Source organism: Paenisporosarcina sp. OV554 (assembly GCF_003058165.1).
Taxonomy (GTDB): Bacteria; Bacillota; Bacilli; order Bacillales_A; family Planococcaceae; genus Paenisporosarcina.
The window spans coordinates 77673-91488 of record NZ_QBUC01000007.1 but is presented as its reverse complement, the minus strand read 5'-3'; the positions used below and the strand labels follow the sequence as shown (position 1 = coordinate 91488).

General features: G+C 40.5%; 11 protein-coding genes. 2 read left to right on the top strand and 9 right to left on the bottom strand.

Annotated features, from left to right (window positions below; genetic code table 11):
* Positions 1-51 precede the first annotated feature (51 nt).
* The 9 genes from C8K15_RS08395 to hutU form a co-directional block, all read right to left on the bottom strand.
* On the bottom strand, positions 52-2490 hold the full coding sequence (locus tag C8K15_RS08395) for an ATP-dependent Clp protease ATP-binding subunit (protein WP_108585974.1): 2439 nt from the start codon (positions 2488-2490) through the stop codon (positions 52-54).
* The gene (mcsB, locus tag C8K15_RS08390) at positions 2480-3580 is read right to left on the bottom strand and encodes a protein-arginine kinase McsB (protein ID WP_108585973.1); all 1101 of its coding nucleotides are present in this window, start codon (positions 3578-3580) and stop codon (positions 2480-2482) included. The genes C8K15_RS08395 and mcsB overlap by 11 nt, the downstream gene beginning before the upstream one ends.
* Positions 3577-4116 (bottom strand): UvrB/UvrC motif-containing protein, encoded by a 540-nt coding sequence (locus C8K15_RS08385; protein WP_108585972.1) that lies wholly within the window; start codon positions 4114-4116, stop codon positions 3577-3579. Before C8K15_RS08385 ends, mcsB begins: the two co-directional genes overlap by 4 nt.
* A gap of 12 nt (positions 4117-4128) precedes the next feature.
* Positions 4129-4599 (bottom strand): CtsR family transcriptional regulator, encoded by a 471-nt coding sequence (locus C8K15_RS08380; RefSeq protein WP_108585971.1) that lies wholly within the window; start codon positions 4597-4599, stop codon positions 4129-4131.
* A 668-nt stretch (positions 4600-5267) separates the two neighbouring features.
* The gene (locus tag C8K15_RS08375) at positions 5268-6227 is read right to left on the bottom strand and encodes a nuclease-related domain-containing protein (RefSeq protein ID WP_158268278.1); all 960 of its coding nucleotides are present in this window, start codon (positions 6225-6227) and stop codon (positions 5268-5270) included.
* Between the two features lie 455 nt (positions 6228-6682).
* Positions 6683-8002 carry a YjiH family protein gene (locus tag C8K15_RS08370; protein WP_108585969.1) on the bottom strand — a complete coding sequence of 440 codons (1320 nt, stop codon included), beginning with the start codon at positions 8000-8002 and terminating at the stop codon, positions 6683-6685.
* Between the two features lie 2 nt (positions 8003-8004).
* Positions 8005-8964, bottom strand: coding sequence for an agmatinase family protein (locus tag C8K15_RS08365; protein WP_108585968.1), 960 nt, complete (start codon positions 8962-8964; stop codon positions 8005-8007).
* A complete protein-coding gene (hutI, locus tag C8K15_RS08360) occupies positions 8965-10218 on the bottom strand; it encodes an imidazolonepropionase (protein ID WP_108585967.1) in 1254 nt (417 codons plus the stop codon).
* Complete coding sequence (hutU, locus tag C8K15_RS08355; RefSeq protein ID WP_108585966.1) at positions 10215-11888, bottom strand: urocanate hydratase; 1674 nt, start codon at positions 11886-11888, stop codon at positions 10215-10217. The genes hutI and hutU overlap by 4 nt, the downstream gene beginning before the upstream one ends.
* Positions 11889-12154: 266 nt before the next feature.
* Between hutU and C8K15_RS08350 the strand changes: the two genes are divergently transcribed.
* Both C8K15_RS08350 and C8K15_RS08345 read left to right on the top strand, forming a co-directional pair.
* Positions 12155-12478, top strand: a complete 324-nt coding sequence (locus C8K15_RS08350; RefSeq protein ID WP_108585965.1) for a PadR family transcriptional regulator — start codon at positions 12155-12157, stop codon at positions 12476-12478.
* A complete protein-coding gene (locus tag C8K15_RS08345) occupies positions 12471-13511 on the top strand; it encodes a DUF4097 family beta strand repeat-containing protein (protein WP_108585964.1) in 1041 nt (346 codons plus the stop codon). The genes C8K15_RS08350 and C8K15_RS08345 overlap by 8 nt, the downstream gene beginning before the upstream one ends.
* The last annotated feature ends 305 nt before the right edge of the window (positions 13512-13816 follow it).

The window sequence follows — 13816 nt, the reverse complement described above, 5'->3', positions numbered from 1 at the left end:
CTATGTAGAAAAGAGCATTCCGAACAACCTCGCCGGAATGCTCCAATTGTTTTATTTTGCGACTAAAGCTTCTGAACGAATCACAAATTCATCGTTTTCAACATCAAACACAATATTGTTTCCAGTTAAAACGGTGCCTCTTAATAGTTCTTCAGACAAACGATCTTCAATATGCTTTTGAAGTGCTCGACGGAGCGGACGAGCACCGTACTCTGGGTCGTAGCCTTCTTTGGCGATTTTCTCTTGTGCTGCTTCAGTTAACTCTAGTTCAATTTCTTGTTCTTTCAAACGTTTTGTTAACGTACCAGTCATCAATGTAACGATTTCTTTTAAGTGTTCTTTCTCTAATGAATGGAACACAATCATTTCATCCACACGGTTTAAGAACTCAGGACGGAATGCTTTCTTCAACTCTTCGAGCATTCTTCCTTTCATATCTTTATATTTTTGTTCGCCATCTTGTAAGTTGAATCCAACATATTTGTTTTTCTTAAGCGCCTCTGCCCCAACGTTCGAAGTCATGATAACAACCGTGTTGCGGAAGTCAACCGTACGCCCTTTAGAATCAGTTAAGCGCCCGTCTTCTAACACTTGCAATAAGATATTGAAGACATCAGGATGTGCTTTTTCGATTTCGTCTAACAGAATAACTGAGTAAGGTTTACGACGAACTTTTTCAGTCAATTGGCCGCCTTCTTCATGTCCTACGTATCCTGGAGGTGAACCAACTAAACGTGATGTTGAGTGTCTCTCCATGTACTCAGACATATCAACTCGAATCATTGCATCTTCATCACCGAACATGCTTTCAGCTAGTGCACGAGCAAGTTCTGTTTTACCTACACCCGTTGGACCTAAGAAAATGAATGAACCAATTGGACGTTTTGGATCTTTTAATCCAGCACGAGCTCTACGAACAGCACGAGAAATGGCAGTGACAGCTTCCGCTTGACCAATGACACGTTTATGCAAAGTATCTTCTAAACTCAATAATTTTTGAGACTCAGTTTGTGCCAGTTTAGATACTGGAATTCCAGTCCACATAGACACAACAGCAGCAATGTCCTCCACTGTAACTTCGGACTCAGCTTTGCCTTGTTCTTCTTTCCAAGACTTCTTCGTGCTATCTAGTTCTTCTTTCAGCTTTTGTTCCGTATCTCGGAAAGATGCTGCTTTCTCAAACTCTTGGCTTTGAACTGCCGCATTTTTCTCCGAACGAATTGCTTCTAAACGCAATTCTAATTCTTTTAAATTCGGAGGAGTTGTATATGAACGCAAACGAACTTTTGAACCCGCTTCGTCAATTAAGTCAATTGCTTTATCTGGTAGGAAACGATCGGAAATGTAGCGATCGGACATTTTTGCCGCTGCGATTATAGCTTCATCCGTAATTTTCACACGGTGATGCGCTTCATAACGATCACGAAGTCCTTTAATAATAAGAATAGATTCCTCAACAGTTGGCTCATCTACTTGAATCGGTTGGAATCGACGCTCTAACGCAGCATCTTTTTCAATGTATTTGCGGTACTCATCAAGTGTCGTTGCACCAATACATTGCAATTCACCACGAGCAAGTGATGGTTTTAAGATATTAGAAGCATCAATTGCACCTTCAGCGCCACCAGCACCAATTAATGTATGAAGTTCATCGATGAAAAGAATAACATTTCCAGCTTGGCGAATTTCATCCATTACTTTTTTCAAGCGGTCTTCAAACTCACCACGATATTTCGTCCCCGCTACCACGGTACCCATATCTAAGGTCATAACGCGTTTGTCACGCAAAATTTCCGGCACTTCATTGTTAACAATTTGTTGCGCTAATCCTTCAGCGATTGCCGTTTTACCAACACCTGGCTCCCCAATAAGAACTGGATTGTTTTTAGTACGTCGAGATAACACTTCAATAACACGTGTGATTTCTTTGCTACGTCCGATAACCGGATCCAAGCTACCTTCACGGGCGATTTGAGTTAGATCACGAGCTAAGCCATCAAGCGTTGGTGTACTTGCTGCAGGATTTGAGCTACCGTTTGCTTGAACGTGATCGTTGCTTCCTAAAAGTTGCAATACTTGTTGACGGGCTTTGTTTAAGCTTACGCCTGAATTATTAAGAACACGAGCAGCTACGCCTTCACCTTCGCGGATTAATGCTAATAATAAATGCTCGGTTCCGATGTATGAATGACCAAGTTTACGTGATTCGTCTACAGACAATTCGATAACCTTTTTCGCGCGTGGCGTATAATGCACGATAGGACCCACATCACCTGTTCCCATGCCAACTAATTCTTCAATTCCATCTTCAATTACTTGAGGACTCACTTCAATTGCTTCCATTGCCTTCGCAGCAATTCCGCCGCCTTCACGAATTAATCCTAATAATATATGTTCAGTTCCAATGGACTCGTGCTTCATACGAATAGCTTCTTCCTGAGCCAATTGGAGTACTTTTTGTGCGCGTTGTGTAAATCGATTAAACATCATGTGTTTCCTCTCCTTCGTTGTCTAAATTATTATCTACTTGCAATCTTTCCCTAAACAACTTTGCCCGAAACACATCTCGTTCTTCTGGTTTCAGAGACATACCGGCATACTTTTGTAAAAAACCTGGTTGCATAAAAATCATGCATTCATTCAAAATTGACACATCTACACCTTTAATCAACCCTAAATCAATACCAAGACGCACATTTGATAGACAACGTCCCGCTTCTTCTGTCGATAAAAGTCGTGCATACGTTAATACTCCTAATGAACGGTACAAACGATCTTCTAACACACTCGGTTTCGTATGTAGGAGAGCCGTTCTTGATTCCCGTTCTTTTTGAATAATTTGTTCAGTAATGCTTTGCAAATCAGACAAAATATCTTCTTCTGACTTTCCAAGTGTGGTTTGATTTGATACTTGGAACACATTGGCAAGCGCTTCACTGCCTTCTCCGTAAATGCCGCGGACGACCATTCCTAAACGTGTAATTGCAGTGACAATCCGATTCATTTGATTGGTCATCGTAAGTGCAGGTAAATGCATCATTACCGATGCCCGCAGGCCAGTTCCCGTATTTGTCGGGCAACTCGTTAAATAGCCAAACTGTTCATCAAATGCATACGGCAATTCTTTTTCAAGAACATCATCAATATGATTTGCTTGACTCCATGCTTCGTGCAATTGTAAACCTGGGAAAATACATTGTATGCGAATGTGATCTTCTTCATTGACCATTACGCTGATTGCTTCGTTGTCTGATAATAAAACGGAACCCGCAATTTGCGAATTAGCCAATTTCGGACTAATTAAATGCTTCTCAACTAAAACTTGTCGGTTGAGCGCAGAAAGCTCTTTTATATCTATATACGAAAAGGTCGAATCAAGTTCCGATTCTGCATCAAGTATTACAGATGAAACATCTTGATCTACTTGTAATGCCTCATTTTCCGTAAAAGATAGCGGAAAACGGTACCCGATTAAATTTCGAGCGAGCCGAACTCTTGTACTCATTACAATATCCGCATGCTCACCTTCACCAGCCATCCAACTTGTCACGGAGTTCTCTAGAAAACGTTCAATGTTCATTTGGGGTTATCACCTCCGCTTTGTAGCTGTTCCTCTATACCTCGAGCTTCATCACGAAGACGTGCTGCCTCTTCGAAATTTTCAACTTCTATCGCCTCTCGCATCGCTGTACGAATCGACTCAATTTGTTTTTTCAGTTGTAAGGTTTGACCAAATGAACCTGGGGCTTTCCCAATATGCTTAACGTTCCCATTATGCAATTTCTTAAAAACACCTGGTAGTTTCCTGTGAAAACTTTCGTAACAATTGGCACACCCAAATTTTCCTTGTTTTAAAAACTGTTGGAATGTCCACCCACATGAACTACAAGTGGTTAATTCCGGTTGCGGTTTCTCCTGAGGTTGTTTGGTTTCTGTGGCTCCGAACCAATTGGATAACAATTGATGAAGCGAAAGGGCATCTTGCTGAAATTCTAAATGGTATGGATGGAATTCCTGTGCACATACATCACAATAATGACGTTGCACCTGGGCTCCATTCTGCACTTGCGTCACGGTTACTTTTGCCGGTCGCTGCTTACAATTTTCACAAATCATATCGCTCTCGCCTCACTTTAACTGTTCATACTTGAATGTTAAGAGCATAGCCCTTAATATGCGCGAACGCAGGTCATCACGTTGGGGCAATGGGGTGTTAAGCGTTGTGCGATCAAGCGCAGCGAGCATCATCTTCGCCTCACGCTTCGTCAACACTTCCTCATCGATTAGACGGAACACAATATCTTCCATCATTGTTTGAGAGGCACCACGCTCTAAACTTACTAAGATTAATTCAATTAAATCTGCTTTGGTGTGAGACCGTACGCGAACAATACGAATATAGCCCCCGCCCCCTCGTTTACTTTCAACAAGGTACCCACGGTCCGCCGTAAAACGGGTATTAATCACATAATTAATTTGCGAGGGTACACATTGAAATTGCTCAGCAATCTCACTGCGCTTTATCTCAACATGCCCTTTATCATCTAATTCGATAACTTTCTTTAAATACCCTTCAATAATATCGGATATATTACGCATGCAATCACCTCCTAATAGATTAGATCTGAGTGCGAGTTAGGGATTATAGCTATAGCAACCAATAGTGAATGCCTGACTTTGACTAACTTTGACTTTATTATATAAGGGGGGATAGGGAGTGTGCAAATAATGTGATTTGAAGGCGCTAAATCAACTGTTTGAGAGCATCTTTAAGAATGCTTTGTTGCTGTTTGAAAGAAGATTGCGTTTCATTGGCTAGTCATCTTGGTTAATGAGACATCTTTTAAGCGTTTTTTTCGATTGTGAATATTTATCACTCATTTTGAGGTGTTTATCGCTCAATCTGAGGATTTATCGCTCATTTTGAAAATTTATCGCTCAATCTTGTCTCACAAACTAGTTAACTAATTGAAACCCTTCCCCCACAGAAAAGAGCCATGCAGCGAAATTAGCGGAATGGCTCCTATCTAAAGGGTTTTTGAATGCTTTTGTTTGCGCTGCGCTGCTGTTTGAAAGAAGTTGTTTGTTTCATGGCTAGTCATCTTGGCTAATGAGACAGCTTTGAAGGCTAACTTTCGATTGTGAAATATTTATCGCTCATTTTGAGGTGTTTATCGCTCAATCTGAAGATTTGTCGCTCATTTCAAGAATTTATCGCTCAAACTGGAGATTTATCGCTCAATCTTGTCTCATATCCTAGTTAACTTTTAGAGCTGAGTTTTACGAATTAGCCACTTTCTATTTTTATTTCCTCCTATTTTTTCTAAATTACTTTTGCAAAGCATTCTTCTCGTCGTGGCTACAGATTTCATCCCTGTGAAATCCATCCACTTATTGGTAGTTATTTCTTCACTAAAAAGAATTCGGTATTCTTGAAGTGTTGTTAAATGTGATGTTTCACCTTTATGTGTACAAATGGGACACCGCCAAAATTTACTTCTATAGGTAAGCTTGGTCATTACACAGTCAGGACACAAGACGCCAATTGTTAAATCAGAAAATATCTTTGTTGGAATATGGGTTGGTTTTTTTGGGGGAAGTGCAGGTTCGTTTTGAATAAAAAGTTGATGCACTTTGCGGATATCAAAATGGGGGTTGGATTGATCCGCATATAATTGATGCAAGTTTTCTAATGCTTGATAAAGTCCTGATACATGTATAGCAAGACTAGGGAATGGCTTTTCTAATATAGAAGCTGGATTTGAAAAAACAATCATGCCATGAACTGGCATCGTCATCTGGTGCTGGTCAATTATTCTCTTAACAAATCTCTTACTTCGTTGAAGTTGACCCTCAGGGTTTCCCATACCATCAATAGGGCCATTGTCTCTCTGACGAGTTAATTGATGGGATTCTTCATCGTATCTAAGTATTCCAGGTATATTTTTAACTTCAATAATCAGAATAAATTTCTGATAAATAATAAGTGAATCAATCTGACAATAGGATGCCTCATTACCTACTAATATACTTTTTAGCAATATATAGTCTTCGAAGAATCGTGTTTCACTCAATTCACGATCAACCCTTAATTCACCGGCATATCCTCCCCCTTCTTTTCTTAATATTTTTTGAACATCTGGCCAGTATGCATGGTTTTTCGGCAAGCGCCTTTCAAGCGCTTGATAGAATAAATATTTGTCCGACTTTTTTCTATCACTTATCAAGCTAAACCTCCATTGAATGACATATTTTCACTTTAATTAATTAAATGTATTTTCGCAAGAATATTCAGTTAAATAAGTTTAGTTTTTATAATACAAGGGAACCCTTACTTGTTTCATTGACTAGTCATCTTGGTTAATGAGACAGCTTTAGAACGTTATTTTCGATTCTGAAATATTTATCGCTCATTTTGAGGTGTTTATCGCTCAATCTGAAGATTAATCGCTCATTTCAAGAATTTATCGCTCAAACTGGAGATTTATCGCTCAATCTTGTCTCATTGCCTAGTCATCTTGTTGAAACCCCTTCGCCTACAGAAAAGAGCCATGTAGCGATTTAGCGTAATGGCTGGCTCCTATCTAACTGAATAGTTTTGTTTGCGCTGCGCTGCTGTTCGAAACCTTGACTAAATATCAAATCTAAAAAAGCCATCCTTTACTCAAGGATGGCTCGTCTTTTAAAATAGTAAGTAAGCAATTGGCGTGACAATTATTAACGTTAAAATGACACGTTGAACCCAAATAACGATTAACTTTGGAATAGAGATTGGAATTTCTGTCGCTACTATACATGGCACAACTGCCGAGAAAAAGATGATGGACGAGATAGAAACAACTGCAATTACGAATTTCACAATCATCCCCGATTTCACTACCAGTAATGCTGGTAAGAACATTTCAGCAATTCCTAGTGCACTTGCTTTAGCAACTAGCATCGGTTCCGGAAGTTGCAAAATGTAGGTAAACGGATAGAAAATGTAACCGATCCAGTCAAATATCGGCGTGAATTCCGCTAACACTAAACCAAGTAATCCAATTGATAAAATTGATGGTAAAATCGCCATAGCCATTAATAAACCGTCTCGCAAGTTCTCCCATACGTTCGCAAGTAAACTAGGTGCTTGTTTAACCGTTTCCTGCGCTTCATTCCAAGCGGCTGTCAAACGACTTCCTTCAGGTTTCAACTCTGGTTGAGGCACACTGCCTTCGTAATAATCGTCTTTAATACGATTCAGCGGCCAGATGTGAGCCGTAATTGCCGTTACGATGAACGTTACGATTAGTGTTACCCAAAAGTACAAATTCCACATGTCCATTAAGCCAAGTGTTTTCGCTACGATGACCATAAACGTAGCAGATACAGTTGAGAAGCCCGTTGCAATAATTGCCGCTTCTCGTGCTGTGTATTTCCCTTCTTTATAAACCCTATTCGTAATTAACAATCCTAGTGAATAAGAACCTACGAAAGAAGCTACTGCGTCAATTGCAGATCGACCTGGTGTTCGCCAAATTGGTCGCATAATCGGTTGCATGAGAACCCCAATAAATTCAAGTAATCCATAACTTACTAATAAAGCTAAAAATACGGCTCCGATTGGAACTAGTAAACCTACGGAAATCACTAATTTATCGAACAAGAATGGTCCCATATCAGGGGCAAATAACCACGCTGGGCCAAATCCGAAAACTATCATAACACCGACAACAAGGCCAATGATTTTAAAGAATGAAAACACCATGTCTACGGTTGATTTTTTCCAAGTCCCCGATATAAACGGGTATACTGCACCTGCTAAAATAATTATCAACGAGTAATATGGCAACACCCCTGTTGCATTTGCTTGGATCCATGACACGATGTGGTCAAGCATGATTGAATTTTTCCCACCAATTGTGACCGGAACGAAAAACATGAATGCTCCTATGAAGCTGTATACGAAAAACTTCCACATTCCCGTATTTGAACGTAAATTTGAACTTACTCCCACTTGTTGCATACTTATTTCCCCCTTTGTGCTAGTACTCTCCCTGTGATAAACTCCAGCCACGCATAGACTCCGGTTTTCACCGTGGCATTAGTTGCGACATCTCTTGATGGATCTAAGCAGACGAAATCGATATGGCGAACTGTGCCATGTTGGCCAATACGCATTAAACTCATGAACAGTTCTTCTGCGGTCATGCCCCCTGGTGTGGATGCTGGAACCCCTGGTGCGACTGCGATATCAAGCACATCCATATCGATGGTTACATAGACACGGTCTACTCGTTCCGCTAATTCTTCTAACTGTTGTTCGACGCACTGAGCCACCCCTAGCTCACGCGCTTTTCGTAAAGTTACCATGCGAATGCCGTGTTCTTTCGCATAAGCGACTAATGGTGCTGCATTGAAATAACCGTGCAGACCAATATTTACAACATCATCTCCGCGAACAATCCCACCGTCAATCAATTGACGAATAGGCGTTCCGTTCGCGGGTCCTAGTTCAACTGAATCTCGTACATCTAGATGAGTGTCAAGTTGCAAAATGCCGATTCGCTCGTTTGGAAATGCACGTTTTACACCTCTTACTGCACAAGCGGTGACCGAATGATCTCCACCGATTAAACACGTTGTCGCACTGTTAAATGTGCTAACCAGTTCAAGAGTCGTTTCCTCAATTCGTTTATGAGACAACAAAATGTCTGTTGTGTGCATAACTACATCTCCTGCATCACGCACAGCATACGATGATAAATCCAAGTCCTCGTCTAAGTTATATGTAGAGAACCCTTTCCACATTTTGCGGAATTCCATTGGATATAAGGAAGCCCCTGACACGCTAATCGACGACCGTGAAAGAGGCGCGCCATATAGCACCATATCCACAGAACCTTCACTTAGCGGTTTAACCCATTGATGTACAAAATCGCCGGAAGCTTCACGCCATGACCATTCTGGAGGTTGTAAATGTTCCATTTAACCCATCACCTGGACGCCTTTTTTCCAAACAATGTTGACGTGATTCACGCCGAATAAATATTGTAATTCTTGATAATTAGAAACGTTCCACATAACGACGTCTGCTTGCTTTCCTACTTCCAACGAACCAACTTTCTCTTCCATACCAATGGCGCATGCTGCATTCATCGTTGCGGCAACCAATGCTTCTGCTGGTGTTAAACGCATGGAAATACACGCTAAATTCATTACAAGCGGCATCGAAGTTGTTGGTGACGAACCTGGATTACAGTCGGTCGAAATCGCTACAGCAACTCCAGCATCAATCATTGCTCGACCTTTGGCTGCTTCTTCACGTAAGTACAAAGCTGTCGCAGGCAATAAACAAGCGATGACGCCCGATTCCGCCATTAAACGCACACCTTCGTCTGAAGCTTTCAATAAATGCTCCGCAGAAATTGCTCCAACTTTCGCTGCTAGTTCAGCACCACCATACGATTCAATTTCATCTGCATGGATTTTCGGAATCAATCCAAGTTTCTTGCCGGCTTCTAAAATTCGTTCTGATTGCTCTGGTGTAAATACTCCGACTTCACAAAATACGTCATTAAAAACAGCGAGTCCTTCTTCCGCTACTTTAGGCAACATGTCATTGACCAACAAATCGATATATTGCTCTTCGCTGCCTTTGTATTCTTGCGGAACCGCATGACCACCCATAAATGTTGGTACTAAATCGATCGGATGGGTTTCATTCAAGCGCTTCATGGCACGAAGTTGTTTCAATTCTGTTTCTAAATCTAAGCCGTAGCCACTTTTCCCTTCAACCGTTGTGACACCGTGTGCTAAAAATGAGTCAAGGCGGCGAGTTGTTTGCGCCACCAATTCATCTTCTGTTGCTTCACGAGTCATACGTGTCGTTGCATGAATTCCGCCACCTGCATTCATAATTTCCATGTAAGTTGAGCCTTCAAGGCGCATTTCAAATTCTTTTTCACGGCTACCGCCATAAGCTACATGCGTATGTGGATCAACTAGACCAGGCGTCACTAAACGACCAGAAGCATCAACCACATCCGCTTCATGAGCACGTTTGCCATACAAGACTTCAAGTTCTGAAGTTGTGCCGATTGCTAGTATTTCTCCGTTTTCCATCCAAACACTTCCGTCTTGAATAATGCTTAGTTCAGACATTTGTTCTTGACGTCGTGGTCCATTTTCACCGGCTATGGTAACGAGTTGTGCAGCATTCTTTATCCAAACTGGTCTCATTTTTCAGACCCCTTTAACATCGGGATATTAACGCCTTTTTCACGAGCAGTGTCAATCGCTAAATCGTAACCCGCATCAACGTGACGAACGATTCCCATACCTGGATCAGATGTTAAGACGCGTTCAATACGTGCTCCCGCTTCTTTTGTACCGTCAGCTAAAATGACCATTCCCGCATGAATGGAGTAGCCCATACCCACGCCACCACCGTGATGTAGAGAAACCCATGTTGCGCCACCTACTGCATTGATCATGGCATTCAAAATTGGCCAATCCGCTACCGCATCTGAACCATCTTTCATTGATTCTGTTTCACGATTAGGGGAAGCCACTGAGCCTGAATCTAAGTGGTCACGACCGATGACAATCGGTGCACTTAACTCACCGCTTGCAACCATATCGTTAATGATTTTTCCGAAACGTGCACGTTCGCCATACCCTAACCAACAAATACGTGATGGTAGGCCTTGGAACTGGATTTTATCTTGCGCCATTTTGATCCAGTTACATAAATGCGTGTTGTAACTGAACTCTCGTAAAATCACTTCGTCTGTTTTGCGAATATCTTCTGGATCACCAGACAATGCTACCCAGCGGAACGGTCCTTTACCTTCACAGAATTGTGGACGAATATACGCCGGTACAAATCCTGGGAAGTCGAATGCACGTTCAACCCCTTCGTCTTTTGCCACTTGGCGAATGTTATTACCGTAATCAAAAGTAACAGCGCCTTTGTCCATCATCTCGACCATTGCCGATACGTGTTTTGCCATAGATGCTTTTGATAACTTCACATATTCAACCGGATTTTCTTCACGCAGTTTTGCTGCATCTTGTAACGACATCCCTGAAGGAATATAGCCATTTAATGGATCATGTGCTGAAGTTTGGTCCGTTAATACGTCTGGAATAAATCCACGTGCAATCATTTCTGGTAAGACATCAGAGGCATTTCCAAGCAAGCCGATTGATAGGGCTTTGCCTGCCGCTTTTGCTTCTTCAGCTAAGCGAATCGCTTCGTCTAATGAATCAGTTTTAACATCTGTGTAACGCGTTTCAATACGTCGGTCAATACGTGTTTCATCAACTTCAATACCGATACATACACCGCCAACCATTGTTACCGCAAGTGGCTGAGCCCCGCCCATACCGCCAAGTCCGGCAGTTAACGTAATTGTGCCTTTTAAAGACTCTCCGAAATGTTGCTTCGCTAATTCTGCAAATGTTTCATATGTTCCTTGGACAATTCCTTGTGAACCAATATAAATCCAGCTTCCTGCCGTCATTTGTCCGTACATCATCAAACCTTTTTTATCTAACTCGTGGAACGTTTCCCAGTTTGCATATGCAGGAACGAGATTTGAATTAGCGATTAACACGCGTGGTGCATCCAAATGGGTTTTAAAAATCGCAACTGGTTTACCAGATTGAACGAGCAAGGTCTCATCATTTTCAAGTTCTTTTAATGAACGTACGATTGCGTCAAAACTTTCCCAGTTACGTGCGGCTTTGCCGATTCCACCATATACAACTAAATCCTCAGGGCGTTCTGCCACATCTGGATCCAAATTATTCATAAGCATGCGAAGCGCAGCCTCTTGCTGCCACCCTTTTGTATTTAACTCGGTACCTCTATATTGGAATACGCGACCTTCTGTATTTGATTTCATAATTAGATTTCCCCCTTTTTCAATAACTTTATTGTATCTTGAAAGTTCAGATAATTAATTATAATTTAGTGACTTTTTTATAAATAACAGTTAACAATACATTTTATTATTCTTGATTTACGATTTATTGCACGCATTCTATAAAAATTTAAAGATATTCATTTGAATATAAATTTCTCCCAGTACCTTGCATAGAATAATACTGCATGATATATTGTTATCAAAGGTACTGATTATTGAATAGTAGTGAAAGGAGGAATTGAACGATGAATATCCAATTTAAAAAAGGAGTCCTAAATCTGTGTGTGCTTGTTTTATTAGATAAACAAGATCGTTACGGTTATGAGCTTGTACAAAAGATATCGGATCAAATATCGATTTCCGAAGGATCTGTTTATCCCTTATTAAGGCGTTTAACTAAGGAAGGCTACTTCACGACTTATTTACAGGAGTCCACGGAGGGTCCACCTCGGAAATACTATAAACTGACTACTCTCGGAAGAACTTACTTACACGCACAGTTAGATGAATGGAATAGCTTTACAAACGGCGTCAATACATTAATTGAGGAGAGTGTAAAAAATGACTGAACAACAATTCTTGAATGAACTTGAAATGGCTCTAACTCGACTGCCTTCTGACGAAAGAAACGATATTCTTCAAGATATTAAAGAGTATTTTACAAGCGGACGTGAAGACGGGAAATCTGATGGCGAAATCGCGAGCTCACTTGGATCACCAAAAGAAATTGCTGAGGAACTTCTTACTAACTATGTACCTGAGAAAGCAGAAATAGATAATAAACTGATAAAAATTACGGATAAAAGCTTTACAAAAGTAGACATGAAAATTAAATATGGTTCTTTAAATGTTTATCCATCCGAGACTGAGGACACCACAATAGAGCTAATAAATGCACCTGAAAAGTTAGTATTAACAGCAGATGTTATTGGAGATACGTTAACAATTGAACTAAAAGCATCGAAATTTGGCTTCTTGAGCTTTCTTTTTATCTTTAAAGCAGTAAGAGTAAATGTCGCACTTCCTAAAAAATTGTATACAGCCATTTCGATGAAAACAGATAACGGAAGCATTTTAGCGGAAAAAGTTCTTGGGAAAACAGTGAAAGCAACTTCCGACAATGGCAGTATAAAACTAAAAGAAATCGCAGCAACTACTCTAGAGGTAGAAACAGATAATGGCAGTATTAACATCGATAAAGTACAAGTCGACAAACTATCTACTGAGACGGATAACGGCAGAATTGATTTGCGATATGTCGATGCAGATCAAGTTTATACAAAAACAGACAATGGACGAATTACGATGGAATTTGTGACCGGAAAAATTGTTGGAAAAACAGACAATGGACGAATATCACTTCTAACAACTAATCTCGACCGTATGATTGATTTAGAAACTGACAATGGAAGTATTTCGATTGAAACTGAAAATGATCCTACTGATGTAACCATCCGTGCAAAAGTGGACCATGGAAAAATTACTGTATTTGGGGAGAGGAATTCCCGCACGACTTTCGGAAGTGGAACCAACAAGATTCAGCTGTCTACAGACAACGGGAAAATAACTGTAGAAAAGAAGAGCGCTAGTGTGTTTAGTTAATAACGAAGAATATTTTTATCCTAACTCAATTAGATAAGAATGTAGTACAAAAGCCTAATTGTTAATTAAACATACAAAAAGAGTCCAAATTCGCAACTGAATTGGACTCTTTTAAATTTCGATATAGTGGCAACCACCACAATCTTCTTTTACAGTTAATGGGCGAGAATAAAGCACCTACTGAAGTCTCTGCTGATTTGAATAATAGGAAATCTATTAATCTTTTCTAATTCTTTACCACTTCGGTTCGTTCGTATTAGACAATTCAATCAAGTAAAGAATGGCAAACATAAAGGCTAGAATCA